Genomic DNA, 19,887 nt, shown 5'->3' with positions numbered 1-19,887 from the left:
GCAAGAGGGTTCAGCCTGTCAAGAAAAGGGACCGTATTTGAGTGTTTGGCTCCCACGTTCCTGAAAATGAATCTATGATAGATAGATGTGCGTTAGGCGCACTAACAGTCAAAATTTTAACGATACGCGAGGACTGATGGCAGAAGGTACGAACGGAAGACGGCGTTTCTCGGATAAGTGGGGCAAACACGAACTCGATGTCCTGGCCGTCTTATCGTCCGCTTTCCCTCAATGGTTGACTTCTCGGCAGATAGCGCAGCGGGTCAAAGCCTATGCCGACTCCTATGGCGAGCTGGCCGACCAGGCCGCCAAGGCCGCCTTTGCCAAGCAGTTCCAGCGTGACCGGGCCAAGCTGGCGGCCATGGGGATCGCCATCGAATCCCGTCAGCCCGAGTACTCCTCCAAGTCCGAAGGGCAGGATTTCGCCTCCTACCGCCTGCAACTGGGGGACGAGCCCCGCATCCGTATGCACTTCAACCAGGAGGACATGCCGGTGCTGGCCGCAGCCAACTACCTGGCCCGATCCATCGCCATGTCCCAGGAGGCATGCGAAGAGCCGGTCCGTCCGGCCTCGCGCACCACTCCTCGGGTGCCGCAGGTGCCCATCCCTGGTCTGGGCCTGGATTCCATAGCTCCTGGACTGGGAACCCAGCGCATTCCCGACAATCTGGTCAAGGTCATCGACTCCCGCCGCTTCGCCGCCACCGTGGACGTGGACGGAGAGAATCTGAACGTGGCCTATGCCGATTCGGACGATCTGGCCATGTTCGTCCTGGAACACCCCGATGCCTCCATCGTCAGCCCGCAGGAGGCCGCAGACGCCTTCCGACGGCGCCTGGATGCTGCCGCCCGCTTCAAGCTGGCCGACGAGTCGATAAGCCCCGGCGCGGCAACGGTCATTTCCCCGGAGATCGCCCGCACCAGCGTCGAGCACTTCGCCACCGACCTCAGTGACGACGATACCGACCTCAGGCATGCCCGCCGAGCCAGCGCATCCTCCTTCCAGACCGGATCCGAGGTGGACCGCCGCCTGCGGCTCATGCTCTTCCTGTCCGCGCACCTGGGCGAGGAATTCTCCCTGGCCGAGCTGGCCGAGCGCTTCATCGGCCATCCCAACAGCAAGGAAGAGCTGCGCAAGTACGTCAACACCATCCACAAGGACATCAACACCCTGACCACGGTCTCGGACGACGGGGAGATGGCCGGCAGCCAGTTCTTCGACATCGACTGGTCCCTGCTGGACGACAGCGGCATTGTCTCGGCCACTAATTCGCTGGGGCTGGAACGACTGGCCGGCATTTCCCCCCAGTACCTGAGCATGCTGACCGCTTCGCTCAACTACCTGGCCCATTCGCCCCTGCTGCCCGAGCAGTCCCGCACCCAGGCCGAGTCGCTCTACCAGCGCCTGCGCACGCATGTGGGGCCGGGCGTGACCCCCTGGCTCTCCCTTACCGGGTACGAGACCGAGCCCAAGAGCTTCTCGGTGGTCCGCCGGGCCATCAAGACCGAATCCTTGCTGGACATGGAGTACACGGATGCTGCCGGCCGAACCCGCCGCAAAGTGGTGGCACCTGCCAAGATCTTCGTGGACGAGGGCGTCTATTATGTCGCCGCCTGGACCGATATCGGCGACGCAGCAGAAGGCACTGAGGCTGCGGACGCTCCCTCGGATTCCAGCCGCCACCTCAAGCAGGGCACCGGACGCAACAGGCAGTGGCAGGTTCTGCGAATCGCCAGAATCGAGCATGCGACCATCGTCAAGCCCAGCCATAAGGTGGAGTTCCCGGATGTGCCGGTCAGCGAGCTGCGCAAATGGTCCTTCGACAACGGCACGGCTGCCGTCTTCATCACCGACCGTCCTGACCTGCCCTACATCAAGTCCCTGCCGGGCGCCTCGGTGGAGCCCTGCGGATCAGGACAGAAGGTCCATCTGACCGTCTCCTCGGACTCCTGGTTCGTGGCCTTCTGCATCGCCCACGCCAAGCACATCACCGCAGTGGCGCCCAAGACCCTACGCACTATGATTCTGGCCCGCGCCCAGCGCGAGATCACCATCAGCGACGCTCACGACAAGGAGCAGGACCGGCACTAGTCCCGGTCGGAGAGGAGTTCCATGCCTGGATGGATCTGGATCCTTCTGGTGATCTTCATGTTGGCCATGCTGATCGGCGGAGCCGTCTACGCCATCCGTCACGCCATGGCAGCCAGCCGCTCCATAGGACGGGTCTCAGAAGATCTGAACCGGCACATGCCCCAGCCACCGGCGCCGGGGCAGTCCCAGGCAACGGATAGAACGAAGGGTCCGGCCTTCGCCCTGCCCCTGTCGCAGTCAACCGAGCGATACAGCCAGGCCCATGCCCTGGTGCTGGAGCGCAAGGAGCAACGCAGGAGGAACCACGGTCGCATCTGGCGGCGGTGGAAGCAGTTCAATCAGTAATTCTTGGAGGAACATGTCAGGTCATCGTCACCACGGACAGGATTCATCAACATCCGAACCGGGGCCGGCGGAACGCTACGCCCGTTTCAGTCGTCACCGCAAACGCATGACCGGAGCTCCAGCACGCTTTCAGTCCAAGCTGCCCTTCCCCTTGGACGACTTCCAGCTGGAGGCCATCACCGCCCTGGAGGATGGCGACAACGTCCTGGTGGCTGCCCCTACCGGCGCCGGGAAGACCATCGTGGCTGATTTCGCAGTATTCCTGGCCCAGGAGCAGAATGTCAAGACCTTCTACACCACCCCCATCAAGGCGCTGAGCAACCAGAAATACCACGACCTGGTCGACCGCTATGGCGAGGACCGGGTGGGGCTGCTGACCGGCGACACCTCCATCAACTCGGAGGCGGACATCGTGGTCATGACCACCGAGGTCCTGCGCAACATGCTCTATGAGCAGTCCTCCACCCTGACGGCACTGAAGTACGTGATCCTGGACGAGGTTCACTATCTGGCCGACCGCTTCCGGGGGCCCGTCTGGGAGGAGGTCATCATCCATCTGCCGGCCTCCACCCGCATTGTGGGGCTGTCGGCCACCGTGTCCAACGTGGAGGAATTCTCCGACTGGATCTCCTCAGTGCGCGGACGCACCCATCTGGTGGTCTCCGAGCGCAGGCCGGTACCACTGGAGCAGCATGTCCTGGTCCAGGCCGACAGGCACACCGAGCCAGAGATCCTGGACCTGTATCGGCACGACGGCTCAGGACGGCAGACCCCAAAGATCAACCCGCGTCTGGTCTCCCGGCTGGCCCAGCTGGACAAGGCCGGACAGGAGCGCATCCAGGCCCGCGACAAGGGGCATCACCATCGCCATGGCCGTGGCGGCAGGCCGGAGCGACGGATGGGGGAGCGGTATCGTCCAAGCCGGGCCGGCGTGGTCGATGAGCTTGACTTCATGGACATGCTGCCCGGCATCTACTTCATCTTCTCCCGCACCGGCTGCGATCAGGCCGTCCAGCAGTGCATCCGGGCGGGGCTGCAGCTGACCACCGATGAGGAGGCCCGCCGCATACGGCACATCGTGGACTCCATGGCAGCCGGCCAGCTCAGCAAGGAGGATCTCAAGGCGCTGGGGTTCGCCCAGTTCCGCTTCGCTCTGGAGCAGGGATTCGCCGCCCATCACGCAGGCGTGGTCACCCTCTTCCGGCAGATAGTCGAACATCTGTTTGAATTAGGCCTGCTCAAGGTGGTCTTCGCCACCGAAACCCTGGCTCTAGGCATCAACATGCCCGCCCGCTGCGTGGTGGTCGAGAAGCTGGAGAAGTTCGACGGCACCGGCCATGTAGCCCTGACACCTGGCGAGTTCACCCAGCTGACCGGTCGGGCCGGTCGGCGTGGCATCGACGACATCGGCCATGTGGTGGTCGTCGATCACCGGGATTTCAGCCCCAAGACCATGGCTGCTTTGTCCAGCAGGAGGGTCTACCCGCTGCACTCCAGCTTCCGGCCCACCTTCAACATGGCCGTCAACCTGCTCAACTCCTCCAGCTATAGCCGGGCCCGGGACACCCTGGACCACTCCTTCGCCCAGTGGGAGGCCAACCGATCAGCTTCACAGCTGGAGGAACGCATCGAGACCCTGACCAGCGGTCTGGAGGACTACCGGAAGGCAGCCCAATGCAGCCGTGGCGATCTGATCGAGTTCATGCGCATCCGTACGGCTCTCTCTTCGGCCCAGAAGAACGACCGCCGCCGTCTGAAGCGTCAACGTTTCACCAGCGAGAAGGCCCGCGACCGGGCATTCCGAGACCTTGACCGGCACATCGACCAGCTGCGCGAGCAGGAGCGCAACCATCCCTGCCGCCAATGCCCGGATCTGCCCAAGCACCTGCGCTGGGGGAATCGATGGATCCGCATGGACAAGGAGCTGCAGCGCACCCGGGAACAGTACGAGTCCAAAACAGGCTCAGTCTCACGCCAGTTCGACAGGATCTGCCGGATTCTGGCCGAACTGCACTACACCCGGCCCGTGGATGCTGACGACTGCCGACTGACCCGGAAGGGGCAGCTGCTCCGGCGAGTTTACAGCGAACAGGATCTGAGCCTTGCCGAGATCCTGGATCGGGGCATCCTCAACGATCTGGAGCCCGCTGAACTTGCAGCGGCCGTCTCCGGGCTGGTCTACGAATCCCGTCGTGGGGTAGGGGAGCAGCCGGGGGAGAGGGCCGGGTATCGAGCTCCCAGGCTGGTTGAGGCCATGGAGGATATGAAGCGTCAGTGGTCCCAGGTGCAGGAACGCTGCGATCAGGCTGGATTGGAGCTGCCGCCAGAACTCGACTTTGGCTTGGGGCCGACCATCTACGACTGGGCCTGCGGCGACTCGCTGACCACCATCCTGCGGGACAGCGATCTGACGGCAGGGGACTTCGTGCGCAACGCCAAGCGTCTGTCCGATGTGCTCACCCAGATCGTCCAAGTGGAGCCCTACCTGGGCAGGGGAGGGCATCACCTGGCCAGGACTGCCAGCATCGCCGCAGACCAGGTTAACCGCGGCATTGTGGCTTATACAGGCGTGGAGTGAACACGGGCCCAATCCGGGAATAAGTATCAGGTCAACACTGTTCTGTAGCTTGGAGGCAGTGACGGACACGAGTATGGAGGAATCATGGCAGAGCGCAGTCTTCGCGGCATGAGTATTGGGGCGAAGTCCCTGGAATCCGATCAGAATGTGGATTTTGCTGCACGTAGCGAGGTCGCTTATGTCTGCCCCAAGGGCCACCGGACTATCCTGCCTTTGGCTGAAGGCGCTGAGGTGCCGCAGGAGTGGGAGTGCCGCTGCGGGCAGATTGCACACCTTGAGGGGCATGACGAACAAGAGTCCGGCAAGACCGGCAAGCCGACCAGGACCCACTGGGACATGCTGCTGGAGCGCCGGTCGGAGGATGAGCTCAAGGCAGTGCTTGACAAGCGTCTGAAAATGCACCGTGAAGGATGGTTCCCCGACTATGAGTAAATCACCGCGCCGTCTGGTTCTGCTGGACCTGGACGGCACCCTGACCGCCTCACATCCAGGCATCATCGCCTCTGTTATACAGACTTTCAAAGAGCTTGGTCATCCTGTGCCCGATGAAAGCGAGCTTCGCCGATTCATAGGTCCTGCCGTTGAAGTATCCCTGCGCCGCAACGGCATCAGAGAAGAAGACATCGATAAGGGCGTCCAGATTTACCGGCGCTATTACAGCGAGATAGCGGCATTTGATGATCCGGACCATCCTGGACAACACATCCCTGGACGTCTGCTCGCTACGGTCTTTGACGGCATCCCCGAACAGCTGAATCGTATGCACGAGCAAGGACTGACCTTGGCCGTGGCCACCTGCAAGCCCGAGTACCAGGCCCAGCCGGTATGTGACCACTTCGGACTGACGCCACTGGTAGATGGCGTCTATGGTGCCAGCAAGGACTCCACGCGAATCACCAAGGCCCAGGTCATCACCCACGCTCTGCAACAGCTTGGCTTTGACACCAAACTCGGCGACCGTGCCCTTATGGTCGGCGACCGCTGGACTGATGCCGATGGTGCGCTGGAAACCGGCCTGGACTGTCTGGGATGCGGCTGGGGCTATGCTGAGCCCGGAGAACTGGAATCTCACGGATGCTACCGCGTCATTGACCAAGTCGACCAATTGTGCCAGGCTGCCGAGGATTACTTCGACAACGATCCAACTCAGCACTGAGCCGGCCAGAACTGTATCGTCTCTTTTAGGGTCACCCGAGGTCACCTGGGTGACCCTTATAATTTATGAGCGATGCTATTGCAACCTCACCAAATTGGCCACAACCGAGTAACCATGAAAACACTCGAAAACGCAAAATCGAATCGTGACCTAGTAAGCCGATAATGTACGTTATGTCAAATTACTTATTGTTTTTCTCCCCTGTTTCGTCTTCCTCCTCGACAATCATGCAGCCCGCTGGCGCTGCTCATGCTGCTGTTCCAGGCGCTGGCGCAGACGCATAGCCGTCAGCTCGTCGATAGGTCGCTCAGGCAGACCCGGTGTCAGCTGTCCAGTCGTCAAATCCACATGATCGCAGGTCTGCAGCTCCAGATCCATACGATGCCAGATGGCACCCACAGAGATAGCAAAAACGGCACGCCCGGACTGCATCAGCGCAAAGACCTGATCAGGTCCTGAGCATTCGGTGACTTGATCACCATCGCAGACCACCGTTACATGCTCGAGTTGACCGACTGTTCGACGCTCGAGATAGTTCACCGTGTTCGTGGCATTGACCAAATTGACACCGGCATCCAAGAGACGTTTGAGGACAGCCAGGATGACCACATCTTTGAAGGAGTAGAGCCTGCGGGAGCCTGACCCGTGTGAGGCCTTGATTGACGGCTCTACAATCCTTTTGCGAGCCCAGTAATCCAGTTGCCGATAGGTAATGCCGGCCACCTTGGCCGCGACCGTTCCCCGGTAGCCCCGGGTCGTGCCCTCAGCCTGTTCAGGCGAAAAGAGTTCACCCTGTACCAGTGTCGGCATCTCACCGGCCATGTCATGCCCCCTGTCAGTTCTTGGCGATGACTGCCCGATTATCGAAGTAGACCAACCTGAACTTGCCGATCATGATCTCGTCGCCATTGTGCAGGTCGGCCTGGTCCACGCGTTCGCGGTTGACATAAGTACCGTTGAGGCTGCCAGTATCCTCGACCCGAAAACCATGGTCAGTCCGCACGAATATGGCGTGCGCCCTGGAGACTGTGGAATCGTCCAACAGAATGTCCGCCTTCGGATCACGACCCACGCTGACCTGATCCTCGTCCAACAGATAACGCGATCCTGATACCGCTCCCCTGGTAGAGATCAGCAGGGCTGTACCCTCAGGCAATCGTGCCATGGTCTCCAAGTCGTCCTTCGTCAGTGGACGGTCACCGTTGGAGGTGACTGGAATGTTCAGGGCCGGCATGCCGATGATGGTCGTCTCGCCCGCAGTGGGAATAGGATCTGTCATAATTGCCTATTCTACAGGCTTTGCATACTGGTAGTCCTGCACGCGTCGAACCTGGTCGATTCTGACACTATTTGACTGCTCCACGGATACGGTCGCATGGAACTGCACCTTGATCCGCGAACCCACTCCCCCGGCGATCTGGACGGCATTCTGCAGGCTGTCCGGATCCCCAATGGCCTTGACAATGTAGGGACTGCGCAGCTTGGCGTGGTCACACTGCAGGCCGGTGCGGGTGTCCAACAGATAGGTGCTGGTAACCACCCGGACATCGTTGAAGGATATGACCTCGGCGCCGGCGTTGCGCAGCTCTTCGATCAGATTGAACATGGTAGAAGCATCCACCCGATCACTGTCTTCGGTGACTGTCACCACCACTCCCCTGCCTTGTGCAGGCAGCCGCCCGGCCAGGATGCCGCTGCTCTGCTCATTCTGCTGGGCTATGCGGGCGGCTTCTTTTTGCTTGTCGGCGGCGGACTTGATGGAGGTCAGTTGCTGGTTGAGCTGACTCTTGCGCTCCTCCAGCTTGTCGACCTGGTTGCTGGTCTCATCCAGCACCCGTACCAGCTCCTCCTCGGACAGACTCTGGTAGGAGGACTGGTTATTATGCACCTGGACCGCATACCCAAAGCCCAGCAGGGCGCACATCAGGGCCACCAGGACGCTGGTAACCAGCCTGACCCTGGTGGCGTTTGAATTGAGGGTGCGCAGAGGCCGACGGCGAACCACCGGAAAAGCACCGGTCTGCGTGTCATCGGCCGGAGCCCTGACCCGTCCAGGCCTCCTAGGCGGAATGCTCTTGGGCATTCCCTCATCGCGCTTCTTCCTCAGGGTGTGTCTCATATGCTCACCCCTTGAAAATGAACCGCCGAATAGCGGAGACGTTGGAGAAGATGCGGATGCCCAGCACCACAATGACGGCCGTAGACAGCTGAGAACCCACGCCCAACTGGTTGCCCAGGAAGACCAGAAGTGTAGCCGTGATCACATTGGAGATGAAGGAGACCACAAAGACCCGGTCCGAGAAGCTGCGTTCGAAGTAGGAGCGGACTGCGCCCATCAGGGCATCCAGGGCGGCCACCACCATGATGGGCAAATAAGGCTGCAGGACAATGGGAATGTCGGGCTTGAGGAAAATGCCCGCCACCACGCCTAGGATCAGGCCGAGAATTGCCGACATGTCAATGACTCCTTCCGGCATAGGACAGATTGGGCAAACTCACTGCATTCAGATTCAGGCGCCGCTGCTTGGCCACATTGACAGTGATGTTCGCCCTTTTGAGGTCACGCAGGCGGCCCTGCAGATCACTGCGAACCATCAGATCGGACAAGGCGCCTTGGTCGCCGATGGCTTCGATCTTGTAGGGTGACTCGATCGAGGTGGTCCCCACCAAAATGGTCTGACCGGCTGTACGCACTGATGTCTGTGTTCCTATTCTATTGCCGTTGATGGCGATGGCTTCGGCCCCCGCAGACCAAAGCTTGGTCAGGAACCACTGCAGGTCCTGGTCGGTGAGCAGTTTGATCTGATCGGCATTGTCCCGGGAATCCTTGGAGGCAATAGGGTTGGCCAGGGTGATGACGACGCCCTGCCCCTGCACCTTGCTGGTGCCGTTGGTCAGATCGTCAGCGGTCTGCGTGCTGTTCGGCCCCTGGCCGCCCTCCTGAGCCGAGAGCGTATCGATATTGCCGTTAAGGTCCGATATCTGACTGTTGAGGTCATTGGCACGCTTGCTGACCCCCTCCACCTGGGAGATGAGCTTCTCGCGTACCTTCTGACGGGGGTCCCGGTGCAACACCTGCACTATACCCGTGCCCGCCAGGCCGACCAGCACGCAAATGACGAAGACCAGTATCCGATTGACCCAGACGCTCAGCGGCGATCTACGCTCGGCGGGCAGCAGACGGGCATCCTCGAACATGGGGTCCATGGGACGGTTGGTCAGGTCGTCAATCAGCCTCAGAGACTCATCAGCCATGCGCCGACGCATGGATTCCTGGGCGGGCTCCGAGCTTTCCTGGTCCACGTAGTGACGTTCCAGACCTGCGCTGGAATGCGAAAAAGCCGCCCGGCGGTGAATCAAGGCACGGTCAGGCGGCACAGGGAAGGATTCCGGGGTCATCTGCGGTTCAGTCATGATGGCCGTCCTGACGAAGCAGTCCGATGCCCTGACGTGCGTAGATCAGCCCTGCCAGCCAGTAAAGGCCAACCCCCCAGATGACGGCTGCAAGAGCCACCAGGTGGAAGAAACGGAAGAAGGTTGAAGTGCCCACATCCGCAAAAATCAGAGCCGGTATGGCCAGCATGAGCACGGCCGTTCCAGTCTTGCCGGCGAAATGCACCGGCAATGGGCCATAATCATGCTGGGCCAGCGCCAAAACCAACAGACCCATGAGCACATCCCGGGCACCGACCAGGGCCAGAAGCCACCATGGGAGTATGGAGGCGATGCTCAGGGCAAGAACGGAACAGAGAATCAGCAGCCGATCGGCGACCGGGTCCAGGATCTGTCCCAGCTTGCTGACCTGGTTGAACCTGCGGGCAATGATCCCGTCCACACCGTCTGAAAGGGCCGAAATCAGCATGACCACCAAGGAAATGATCAGATGCCGGTTGGCCACCAGATAGGCAATAAGAGGTATGGATAGGATACGAAGCAGACTGATGACATTGGGTACGGTGAGAATCACCGACCGTGGCTCAGGGCTGTACCTGCTGCGTGAAATTCGATCAATCAGTGCCATCCGACTACATTCTAGAAGCTTGAAGGGCAGTTACAAGGATGGCACGCGCACCGATCTCATAGAGACGGTCCATGAGGTTGTTCACCTGGTCCCTGGGGACCATGGCCCTGACTGCCGCCCACTGTTTGTCGTGCAGGGAGGAGACTGTCGGCGACTCATAGCCGGGGGTGATGCCCACCGCCATGGCTACGCGCTCCACCGGGATGTCATAATCCATCAGCACATAGCGGCGGGCTGTCAGCACACCCTCCAGCCTGCGGGACATGACCGCCAACCGCTCATCATCTGGATCCAGACGGGGTGATCTGATGAGAATCCCCTCCGATTTCAGAATGGGATCGCCGAAGACCCGAAGCCCGGCGTTGCGCAAGGTGGTGCCGGTGGAGACCACATCGGCGATCAGGTCGGCTACTCCAAGCTGAACCGACGACTCCACCGCCCCGTCCAAGTGGATCAGTTCGGCCTTGAGCCCCTTGCCGGTCAGGTAGTCCTCAAGAAGCCTGTCGAAGGTGGTGCCGATCCGCTTGCCGTCCACGTCCTGCAAAGTTTTGATAGCACTGGCCTCCGGAGCTGCGAACCTGAAGGTGGACGCGCCGAATCCCAGCTCAATGACCTCGACGGCCCTGGTTCCGGAGTTGAGCAGCAGGTCACGCCCGGTGATGCCCAGATCGATGGTTCCCAGGCCGACATAGACCGCTATGTCGTTGGGCCTTAAGTAAAAGAGCTGGATGTCGTTGTCGACGTCATCGACCACCAGTTGCCGGTCATTGGAACGCAGACGATAGCCGGACTCTGACAGCAGCCTCCATGCGGGCTGGGACAACATGCCCTTGTTGGGCACCGCGACCTTCAACACGGCAACCTCCTAATTGCGGAAGCGAATCTACAGCGGGATGGGATGGGGGTCACAGATACCTGTAGACATCCTCCAGGGTGATGCCCCGATCGATCATCATGACCTGGATGTGGTACAGCAGCTGGCTCATCTCCTCGGCCGTCCGTTCCTTGCCCTCGTACTCAGCGGCGATCCAGGTCTCTCCGGCCTCTTCATTGATCTTCTTGCCGATGAAATGCGTGCCCTTATCCAGCTCGCCCACGGTCAAGGACCCTTCTGGGCGCTCCTTGGCCTTGGCCGTGAGCTCCTCAAACAACCCATCGAAGGTCTTCATCTGGCTATCTCCATTCTTCCTGCAAAACCTGTCAGTCCTTGTAGCTTACCTGCGCGGCTTGCCTGATCTGGTCAATGGCCTTGGCCGGGTCGTCAGCGTCGTAGACCGCGGAGCCTGCGACCAAAACGTCGGCTCCAGCTTCTGCCACGATGGGAGCCGTGGTGGGGCTTACCCCGCCATCCACCTGGATGTGGGTCTTCAGGCCACGTGCGGTGATCTGGTCACGAAGGCGGCGGGTCTTTGGCATCTGATTGTCCAGGAACTTCTGCCCGCCGAATCCTGGCTCCACAGTCATGACCAGAATCATGTCAAACTCATCGAGAATGTCGAAAATCGGCTCCACAGATTCGGCAGGGCGCACGGCCAAGCAGGCCTTGACCCCCATGTCGTGCAGCTGGCGGGCCAGACGGACCGGGGCATGGACGGCTCCGGTGTGGAAGGTGACGGAGGCGACACCCAGTTTGGCGAATTCCGGGGCCCAGCGGTCGGGGTCCTCGATCATCAGATGCACATCCACCGGCAGGTCGGTCACCTGGCAGATGCGCTCCACCACAGGCTCGCCAAGCGTCAGGTTAGGAACGAAATGGTGATCCATCACATCCACGTGGACCATATCGGCATCGGCAATAGCCTTGAGATCCCGCTCCAAGTTGGCGAAATCGGCGGAAAGAATGCTGGGTGCTATCTGAATGCTCATGGAGATTATTCTATGTTGTACGGAAGACCGGCGGCACCGGTTTGTGGCCCATTGCACACCTGCCGGCCCTTGGATAGCTGACCCTGTCCTACTTGCTCCGGGCCTTGGATTCCTGACGCACCTCGAGTTCGGTGATGGTCCTCAGCTTTTCTGACAGCAGGGAGGTCGGCTTGCCCTTGCGCGCTATGAGGACGAAGGCTGCGGCCGCCAGGAAGAAGACCGTCATGGACACCCAGACGTTGACCCTGACTCCCAGGAATTCGTGGGCGAAGTCGATGCGCAGGGCCTCGATCCAGGTGCGCCCCAGGGTGTACCACATGACATAGAGGGCGAAGAGGGAGCCGGCCTTGAGCACGTTCACGGCCTTGTGGCCGATCCAGACCAGGAGGGCCGCGCCGATCAGGTTCCAGATCATCTCATAGAGGAATGTGGGTTGGAAGAGGGTGCCGGTCGGGCAGGTGGCCCCGTCATAGCACTGTTCGCTGCTGCCGATGGCGGAACCTGCCGCATCGATCTTCAGTCCCCAGGGCAGCGTGGTGGGGGCCCCGTAGAGCTCCTGGTTGAACCAGTTGCCCAGTCGCCCGATGGCCTGGGCCACCAGAAGGGCAGGAGCCACGCTGTCGGCCAGCAGGGCGGTCGGGTAGCTCTTGTGACGGCACCAGGCCCAGGCTGCCAGTGCTCCCAGGAGGACTGCACCCCAGATGCCCAGACCGCCACGCCAGATGCGCAGAATGTCTGCTGGGTTGCCATCAGCTCCGAAATACCGCTCAGGGGTGGTGATGACGTGGTAGAGCCTTGCGCCGACGATGCCGGCCGGTACCGCGCAGATAGCGATGTCCAGAATCTGGTCGGTCCGGCCACCCTCCTTCTTCCAGCGCCTGGCGGTGATCCAGGCAGCCACGATGATGGCCAGAAGCATGGTCAGCGCATAGAACCGGATGGTGACCGGCCCCAGATGGAAGCTGGAGATTCCCGGCGATGGAATGTAGGCAAGCGTCATAAAGCCCCAATCTAGCCCTTGGGCCTTACAGCCCATTCACTTCCTTGACTGGGAGATGCCCCAGCGCAGGTCGGAGCAGACCTCAGCCAAGGAATCCAGTGCCTTTCTGCGGTCCTTCCTTGGCCTGCCCTCGTCATCCAGAAGACAGTGGACCAGGGCCGAGCCGACGATGACCCCGTCCGCGTAGGCGCCGACCTGTGAGGCCTGCTGGGCGGTCGACACTCCGATGCCCACGCACACATAAGGGGCACCTGCATGCCTGACTCTCGCCACCAGGTTCTGGGCCGAGTTGGACATGCTGGTCCGTTCGCCGGTCACGCCCATCCGGGAGGTCGCGTAGACGAAGCCCCTGGCTGCACGGGATGTGATCTGCAGACGGGCATCGGTGGAGTCTGGCGAGACCAGGTAGACCCGGTCAAGTCCATACCGGTCCGACTGCTCTATCCACTCCCCGGATTCGTCGACGATCAGATCCGGGGTGACCAGACCGGACCCGCCGGCCTCGGCCATGCGGGCGGCAAAGTCCGCCACTCCATGATGCATGATCAGATTCCAGTAGCTCATGACCAGAGCCCTGGCACCGTCCGCCTGGACCTGACGGACCGCGTCGAAGACACCGTCGACCTTGACGCCATTGTCGATGGCGCACTTGCTGGCCGCCTGGATGACCGGACCATCCATGACCGGGTCGCTGTAGGGCAGTCCGATCTCGAGGATGTCCACCCCGCTTTTCACCATGACCCGCATGGCCTCCAGGGATGTGGGCACGTCGGGGAATCCATAGGGGAAGTAGCCGATGAAAGCCGGCCTGCCCTCTTGGCGGAGGGCCTGCAGCGTGGACGCCACCGGGCTGGCCGTGCGACTGAACCCCTTAGGTTGAACAGGCTGGGGTTGGACAGGCTGGGGTTGGACAGGCTGGGGTTGGACAGGCTGGACAGGCTGGGCGGGGGCTTTCTGCCATTGCCATTGCTGGTTGACCATCATCGGGCCTCCTCTTCTGCTTGATCGCTTCTGTTGCGCCCGGCCTGGGCTTCCAGAGCGCTGGCCTCCTGCTCGGACAGGTAGCCGAACCATCTGCCCGCCGTGGCCACATCCTTGTCGCCCCTGCCCGAGATGTTGATCAGAATGACAGGATTTCTGATTCCCTTGCGCAAAAGGTCGGTGGCCGCCTTGCTGGCTCCAGCCAAGGCGTGCGAGGACTCCAGGGCGGGGATGATGCCCTCGGTCCGGCACAGGTCGCTGAAAGCCTGCATGGCCTCATTGTCAGTTGCATAGTCATACTTGACCCGGCCCATGTCGTGCAGCCAGGCATGCTCAGGCCCCACTGAGGCGTAATCCAGGCCGGCGGAGATGGAGTAGGTGTCCATGGTCTGGCCCTGGTCGTCCTCCAGCATATAGGACTTGGTCCCTTGGAAGACACCGATCTGACCGGTGCCGGGCGAAAGGCGGATGGCATGCTTGCCCGACTTGGGCCCGTCCCCGCCGGCCTCGTAAGCGTAAAGGGAAACCCGGGGATCGTCCAGGAAAGTGTTCATGATGCCGATGGCGTTGGAGCCTCCGCCGACGCAGGCCACAACCCCGTCGGGATGGTCGATGCCGTATGCGGACAGCTGCGCGGAAGCCTCTTCGCCGATGATCTTCTGGAAGTCCCTGACGATGGTCGGGAAGGGGTGGGGGCCGGCAACCGTGCCCAGCAGGTAGTGGGTGGTCTCCACGTTGGTCACCCAGTCGCGCAGGGCCTCGTTGATGGCGTCCTTGAGGATCCTGGTCCCGGTGGTCACCTCGACGACTTCGGCTCCCAGCATCCGCATCCTGGCCACGTTCAGGGCCTGTCTGCGGGCGTCTATCTGCCCCATGTAGATTCGGCACTTGAAGCCCAGGAGGGCACAGACCGTAGCCGTGGCCACGCCATGCTGGCCGGCGCCGGTCTCCGCAATGACGCGTGTCTTGCCCATACGCTTGACCAGGAGCCCCTGACCCAGGGCGTTGTTGATCTTGTGGGCGCCCGTGTGGTTCAGATCCTCCCTCTTCAGAAAGACCCTGACCTGACCGCCGACCCGATCGCCGATCAGCTTGGCGAACCGAGGCGCCGGCGTCAGGGCCGAAGGACGCCCCACATAGACCCGGTTGAGCCTGTTCAGCTCCTCGCGGAAGGCCGGATCAGCCTTGGCCTCCTTGTAGACGCGCTCCAGCTCGTCGAGGGCGCCCACCAGGGCCTCAGGGACGAAACGTCCGCCATAAGGGCCGAAATAGGGACCGTCATGGGTTGAGAGGGGCCTGGCCTCGGCGGCCTTGAAGCGGTGACCAGCCTGAACCAGCAAGCGGACGGTACCCTCCTGATCCTGTGAGGTGACCAGACCTTCTCCTATCAGGACCGCATCGGCCCCGGCCCGGGCATACCGCTCCAGCTCGACCGTGCCGAACACTCCGGACTCGGCCACCTTGACCACATCCTTGGGCAGGTTGGAGGCCAGGCGGGCATACTGGTCAACGTCGACGCTCAGGTCCTTCAGATTCCGGGCGTTGATGCCGATCACCCGAGCGCCGGCCGCAATGGCCCGCTCGATCTCCTGGCGATCGTGCGTCTCGACCAGGGCGGTCATGCCCAGGCTCCCGGCCAGGTCGAGCAGGTGCTTGAGGCGGGCGTCATCCAAAGCCGCCACAATCAGCAGGATCATGTCGGCCCCATTGGCCCTGGACTCCCAGACCTGGTAGTCGGAGACGATGAAATTCTTGTTGAGCACGGGAATGCCTACGGCCTGTCTGACCTGCCGCAGATCCTCCAAGGATCCCAGGAAGCGTCTGCCCTCGGTCAGGACCGATATGGCCGAAGCGCCCCCGTTGGCATACTGCCGGGCCAGGGCGGCGGGATTGTTGATGTCGGCAAGGTACCCCTTGGAAGGCGAGGCGCGCTTGATTTCCGCGATGATCGGAATGCCGACGCTCTCCCTGAGCAGTCGCGCGGCATCCAGAGGTTTGCGCTTCATGCTCCTGACCTGTTGCTTGAGGCTTTCCAGGGGAATCTGCTGTACCCGGCTCCTGGCATCTTCCACGGCGCCGGCTACCAGTTCATCCAAGACGGTCATAGAGCCCTTCCCTCCAGTTTCCTGTGTGTTCCCTGCCACAACCTTAGCGTCTTTCTGCACTGAATTACCCTTCCTGGTTCTGCATTTGCGCCTGCGTGCGATTGCCCTGCACCGCGGGCAAGGGCCCTCCGGCTTCAAAACACGACCTGTGTCCAGTGTGGCAGGCCGCCCCCACCTGGTCGACTTCGATGAGCAAGGCGTCCCCGTCGCAGTCGATGCTGACCCCCTTGACGTATTGGACATGCCCGGAGGTGTCGCCCTTGCGCCAGTATTCCTGCCTGGAGCGGGACCAGAATGTGACTCTTCCTGTTGTCAGGGTCCGTCTAAGGGCTTCCTCGTCCATGTAACCGACCATAAGAACCTGGCGGCTGTCATACTGCTGGACCACTGCGGCCACAAGTCCCTTGGCGTCCTTCTTGAGCCTGGCCGCTATGCTCGGGTCCAAACGTGCTTCCTGGTCCTTCGAAGACTGTGACATTGATCCTCATTCTCCTGATTTGTCCGACATATCCTCGTCGGTTGCTTGTTTATGGTATGGGTACAGTTTCCCGATTGCTGCCAACAGGGCCTGCAAATGCCATGCACCGTATGGTGCTGAAAATTCTCTTCGGGATTGGTTCAGGCCTGCCATCGAACCGGATACCCGGCCGCATGGAGCGCCTGCTTGACATCCTTGATGGACACCTGGCCGAAATGGAAGACGGAGGCCGCCAGGACCGCATCGGCCCCAGCCTTGACAGCAGGAGGAAAATCGGCGGCCTTGCCTGCGCCGCCACTGGCGATGAGGGGAAGGGATACGGCCTTGCGCACGTCGGCGATCATCTCCAGATCGAATCCCTGACGGGTACCGTCCGCATCCATGGAGTTGAGAAGGATCTCGCCGGCTCCAAGCTTCTGGGCCTGCTTGACCCAGTCAATGGCATCGATGCCGGTGGACTGGTGGCCGCCCATGGTGGTCACCTCATATCCTGAGGTAATGCCCTGGGCATTCGATCGGCGGGCATCGACCGAAAGCACCAGAACCTGGCGACCGAACCGTTGGGCGATGTCGCCGATGACCTGCGGATTGGCAATGGCTGCCGTGTTGATGCCGACCTTGTCGGCCCCTGACCGCAGGAGAGTGTCGACATCCTGCGGGGTCCGCACGCCTCCGCCTACGGTCAGCGGAATGAAGATCTGGTCGGCAGTGCTCTTGACCAGGTCCACCATGGTGGCTCGCCCGCTGCCCGAAGCGGTCACATCCAGAAAGGTCAGTTCGTCAGCGCCCTGTTGGTAGTAAGCGGAAGCCAGTTCGACCGGATCGCCCGCATCGCGCAGATTCTTGAAGTGGACGCCTTTGACCACACGGCCCTTGTCGACATCCAGGCAGGGAATGACACGAACCGCTACCGTCATGCGACCCGCCTTCCTGCCTGAACCGATTTGTTTGAATCAAGACCTTAGCTTCTCTGGCATCCGAAGACCATGGCATGTCCACACTATGGCATGGTGATTGCAGAACGCCGGATTAGGCCTGGAGCTTGACGGCCTTGGCTGCCAGCTGGCCGCAGGCGCCGTCGATGTCCGATCCGCGGGTGTCCCTCATGGTTGCAGCGATGCCGGCCTTGTGGAGAATGTCCAGGAAGCGCTGCTCATCCTCGGGCTTGGAGGCCGTCCAGCGAGACCCCTCAATCGGGTTCAGAGGGATGGGGTTGACGTGCGCCCAGTCGTCCCCGTAATGGTTGAGACGCTTGGCCAGCAGACGGGCATGCTCGGCCTGGTCGTTGATGCCGCGCATCAGGGCGTACTCGATGCTGACCCGCCTGCCGCTGGCCAGGTAGTAGTCGTGAGCCGCGTCCAAGACTTGGGTGGTGTTGAAGCGGCGGTTCATGGGGACCAGCTCGTCGCGCAGCTTGTCGCTGGGGGCATGGAGGGAGACGGCCAGACGGACCGGGATCCCCTCTTTGGTCAGCTTGCGGATGCCGGGTACCACGCCGACCGTGGAGACGGTGATGTTCCTGGCCGAGATGCCGAATCCCTTGGGCGGCAGGGCGCTGATCTGCCTGACTGCGGAAAGCACAGCCCGGTAGTTGCCCATGGGCTCGCCCATCCCCATGAAGACGATATTGCTCAGGCGCCCCGGGCCTCCGGCGACCTGTCCGGACCGCATCATCTGGGAGGCTGCCCTGACCTGTTCCAGAATCTCACCGGTCGACATATTCCGGGTCAATCCCAGCTGACCGGTAGCGCAGAAAGGGCAGCCCATGCCGCAGCCGACCTGGCTGGAGATGCAGAGGGTGGCCCTGGAGGGGTAGCGCATGAGCACGGACTCGATCCTGGACCCGTCGAAGAGCTCCCAGAGGGTCTTGATGGTCGTCCCCTGGTCCGCCTTCTGAACAGTGACCGGTGTGATCAGTTCAGGAAAGAAGCGGCGCGCGGCTTCTTGACGGCTGGACGCGGGAAAATCCGTGAAGTTGTCCGGATTGGTGGACAGATGGTTGAAATAGTGGTTGGCCAGCTGCGAGACCCGGAATTTCGGCAGGCCCAGTTGAGCGCAGACCTCCTGACGCTCCTCTAGATCCATGTCCGTAAAGTGACGAGGCGGCTTGCCTCGACGCGCATGGTCGGCCGCCAGCACGTCCCTGAAGGCGCCATCCTTGCCTCCGGGGGTGATGCCGGTTTCAGGCTCGGCACCGGTCGTATCGACATCTGTCATACCTCTACCTCATCCAGTATCAGTTATCCGACCATCAATACCGGTCACAGGCCGGTGATCAAAAGGACCAGTGTGATGAACGGTGCGGACATGAGAATGGAATCCACCCTGTCCAGCACCCCGCCGTGGCCCTTGAGCAGGTGACCCATGTCCTTGATCCCCAGATCGCGTTTAATCAAGGATGCACTCAGATCGCCTAGGGTGCCTGTGGCTCCGACCATGATGCCCATGAGCAGGGCGACCCACCAGATCCGTCCCCAATCCGCCATGGGATAGGTGGCTGCGAAGATGACCAAAGCGCCAACCAGGCAGCAGAGCATGGAGCCTGCCAACCCTTCCAGCGACTTGCCGGGAGAGATGCGGGGCGCGATCTTGTGCTTGCCGAAGAGCGAACCAAAAAGAAGACCGCCGATGTCGCTTAAGGCGGGCAGGAAAATCACCATGAAGGCATGAGCTGCAGGATGCCCGCCGAAGGTGGTGGGCAGGGTTATCAGACAGGCCAGGAGGGTGATGTAGACAACGGTCAGGAGGGTGACGCCCACATTGGCCAGGCTGCTGGACCTGCTCCCCTGCTCTGCAGGGCCGTAGGAGGCATCGGCCATGGTCTGCGCGTCCTTGCCCGACAGCTTGGCGTTCACCGCCTTGACCAGCCGACCGCCCAGACGATGGTTGCGGGTGGCCGCGAGAGCCCCGACCAGGGCAGTGACCAGAACACCGGCGGTCATGACCGCCACGTGATCCGGTGCGTAGAAGGAGGCCAGCATGGTGGCCGCCGAGCAGATCCAGAGCTCGACCACCGGTATATGCAGGCCCGCTGTGGCAAAGTCCACCCTGAGCTCCCAGAGCCCCAGGGTCATGAAGATCACGATCAGGTAGATGAATGCGTCGATGCGCACCAGGATGCAGGCCAGGATGATGACCACCAGAAGCGCGCCAGTGGCCACCGCCTGCGGCATGTTGCGCCCGGTTCGCTTGTTCAGGGTTGCGACGGCATCCTGACCCGCCTTCTCGGCAGAGCTTTCCTTAGTACTCATGAAGTGTGGATCCT

Annotated in this window: 21 protein-coding genes; 5 read left to right on the top strand and 16 right to left on the bottom strand. The window is 61.4% G+C overall.

What is annotated here, in order from left to right; genetic code table 11:
* The first annotated feature begins 136 nt into the window (after window positions 1-136).
* The 5 genes from FPK30_RS07295 to FPK30_RS07275 all read left to right on the top strand — a co-directional run bounded on the left by FPK30_RS07295 (window position 137) and on the right by FPK30_RS07275 (window position 6,171).
* Window positions 137-2,092, top strand: coding sequence for a helix-turn-helix transcriptional regulator (locus tag FPK30_RS07295; RefSeq protein ID WP_144085932.1), 1,956 nt, complete (start codon window positions 137-139; stop codon window positions 2,090-2,092).
* 21 nt (window positions 2,093-2,113) lie between these two features.
* Entirely contained in the window at window positions 2,114-2,437 is a 324-nt protein-coding gene (locus FPK30_RS07290; RefSeq protein ID WP_144085931.1) for a hypothetical protein, read from the top strand.
* A gap of 13 nt (window positions 2,438-2,450) precedes the next feature.
* The gene (locus tag FPK30_RS07285) at window positions 2,451-5,015 is read left to right on the top strand and encodes a DEAD/DEAH box helicase (protein ID WP_144085930.1); all 2,565 of its coding nucleotides are present in this window, start codon (window positions 2,451-2,453) and stop codon (window positions 5,013-5,015) included.
* 84 nt (window positions 5,016-5,099) lie between these two features.
* Window positions 5,100-5,447 (top strand): RNA polymerase-binding protein RbpA, encoded by a 348-nt coding sequence (locus FPK30_RS07280; protein ID WP_024627700.1) that lies wholly within the window; start codon window positions 5,100-5,102, stop codon window positions 5,445-5,447.
* Window positions 5,440-6,171, top strand: a complete 732-nt coding sequence (locus FPK30_RS07275) for an HAD hydrolase-like protein (RefSeq protein ID WP_144085929.1) — start codon at window positions 5,440-5,442, stop codon at window positions 6,169-6,171. Before FPK30_RS07280 ends, FPK30_RS07275 begins: the two co-directional genes overlap by 8 nt.
* A gap of 225 nt (window positions 6,172-6,396) precedes the next feature.
* Here FPK30_RS07275 and FPK30_RS07270 read toward each other — a convergent pair whose 3' ends face one another.
* From FPK30_RS07270 to FPK30_RS07195, 16 genes are all read right to left on the bottom strand, one after another.
* Window positions 6,397-6,993: a MerR family transcriptional regulator gene (locus tag FPK30_RS07270; RefSeq protein WP_024627698.1), complete on the bottom strand. Its 597-nt coding sequence runs from the start codon at window positions 6,991-6,993 to the stop codon at window positions 6,397-6,399.
* Window positions 6,994-7,006: 13 nt separating this feature from the next.
* Complete coding sequence (locus FPK30_RS07265; RefSeq protein ID WP_024627697.1) at window positions 7,007-7,450, bottom strand: FHA domain-containing protein; 444 nt, start codon at window positions 7,448-7,450, stop codon at window positions 7,007-7,009.
* Window positions 7,451-7,456: 6 nt separating this feature from the next.
* Window positions 7,457-8,290, bottom strand: coding sequence for a DUF881 domain-containing protein (locus FPK30_RS07260; protein ID WP_101432310.1), 834 nt, complete (start codon window positions 8,288-8,290; stop codon window positions 7,457-7,459).
* 4 nt (window positions 8,291-8,294) lie between these two features.
* The gene (locus tag FPK30_RS07255; protein ID WP_015021764.1) at window positions 8,295-8,627 is read right to left on the bottom strand and encodes a small basic family protein; all 333 of its coding nucleotides are present in this window, start codon (window positions 8,625-8,627) and stop codon (window positions 8,295-8,297) included.
* A 1-nt stretch (window position 8,628) separates the two neighbouring features.
* Window positions 8,629-9,585, bottom strand: a complete 957-nt coding sequence (locus FPK30_RS07250) for a DUF881 domain-containing protein (RefSeq protein ID WP_144085928.1) — start codon at window positions 9,583-9,585, stop codon at window positions 8,629-8,631.
* On the bottom strand, window positions 9,578-10,192 hold the full coding sequence (locus FPK30_RS07245) for a CDP-alcohol phosphatidyltransferase family protein (protein WP_186279442.1): 615 nt from the start codon (window positions 10,190-10,192) through the stop codon (window positions 9,578-9,580). Before FPK30_RS07245 ends, FPK30_RS07250 begins: the two co-directional genes overlap by 8 nt.
* 4 nt (window positions 10,193-10,196) lie before the next feature.
* Complete coding sequence (gene hisG / locus FPK30_RS07240) at window positions 10,197-11,048, bottom strand: ATP phosphoribosyltransferase (protein ID WP_144085927.1); 852 nt, start codon at window positions 11,046-11,048, stop codon at window positions 10,197-10,199.
* A gap of 49 nt (window positions 11,049-11,097) precedes the next feature.
* A complete protein-coding gene (locus FPK30_RS07235; RefSeq protein ID WP_144085926.1) occupies window positions 11,098-11,361 on the bottom strand; it encodes a phosphoribosyl-ATP diphosphatase in 264 nt (87 codons plus the stop codon).
* A 31-nt stretch (window positions 11,362-11,392) separates the two neighbouring features.
* On the bottom strand, window positions 11,393-12,058 hold the full coding sequence (gene rpe / locus FPK30_RS07230; protein ID WP_144085925.1) for a ribulose-phosphate 3-epimerase: 666 nt from the start codon (window positions 12,056-12,058) through the stop codon (window positions 11,393-11,395).
* An 88-nt stretch (window positions 12,059-12,146) separates the two neighbouring features.
* The gene (gene lgt / locus FPK30_RS07225; protein WP_144085924.1) at window positions 12,147-13,058 is read right to left on the bottom strand and encodes a prolipoprotein diacylglyceryl transferase; all 912 of its coding nucleotides are present in this window, start codon (window positions 13,056-13,058) and stop codon (window positions 12,147-12,149) included.
* A gap of 36 nt (window positions 13,059-13,094) precedes the next feature.
* Entirely contained in the window at window positions 13,095-14,039 is a 945-nt protein-coding gene (trpA, locus tag FPK30_RS07220) for a tryptophan synthase subunit alpha (protein ID WP_144085981.1), read from the bottom strand.
* Window positions 14,039-16,144 (bottom strand): tryptophan synthase subunit beta, encoded by a 2,106-nt coding sequence (gene trpB / locus FPK30_RS07215; protein WP_144085923.1) that lies wholly within the window; start codon window positions 16,142-16,144, stop codon window positions 14,039-14,041. The genes trpA and trpB overlap by 1 nt, the downstream gene beginning before the upstream one ends.
* Before the next feature lie 64 nt (window positions 16,145-16,208).
* Window positions 16,209-16,622 carry a phosphoribosyl-AMP cyclohydrolase gene (gene hisI / locus FPK30_RS07210; protein WP_144085922.1) on the bottom strand — a complete coding sequence of 138 codons (414 nt, stop codon included), beginning with the start codon at window positions 16,620-16,622 and terminating at the stop codon, window positions 16,209-16,211.
* Between the two features lie 140 nt (window positions 16,623-16,762).
* Window positions 16,763-17,539, bottom strand: a complete 777-nt coding sequence (gene hisF, locus FPK30_RS07205) for an imidazole glycerol phosphate synthase subunit HisF (protein ID WP_144085921.1) — start codon at window positions 17,537-17,539, stop codon at window positions 16,763-16,765.
* A gap of 112 nt (window positions 17,540-17,651) precedes the next feature.
* Complete coding sequence (rlmN, locus tag FPK30_RS07200) at window positions 17,652-18,839, bottom strand: dual-specificity RNA methyltransferase RlmN (protein ID WP_144085920.1); 1,188 nt, start codon at window positions 18,837-18,839, stop codon at window positions 17,652-17,654.
* Between the two features lie 44 nt (window positions 18,840-18,883).
* Window positions 18,884-19,873: a phosphatidate cytidylyltransferase gene (locus FPK30_RS07195; protein ID WP_144085919.1), complete on the bottom strand. Its 990-nt coding sequence runs from the start codon at window positions 19,871-19,873 to the stop codon at window positions 18,884-18,886.
* Between the last annotated feature and the right edge of the window lie 14 nt (window positions 19,874-19,887).

The sequence above is a fragment of the Bifidobacterium apousia genome (genome assembly GCF_007559275.1).
Taxonomy (GTDB): domain Bacteria; phylum Actinomycetota; class Actinomycetes; order Actinomycetales; family Bifidobacteriaceae; genus Bombiscardovia; species Bombiscardovia apousia.
Note: the sequence above shows the minus strand (reverse complement) of the source record. Positions and strands in the feature narration are given on the sequence as shown.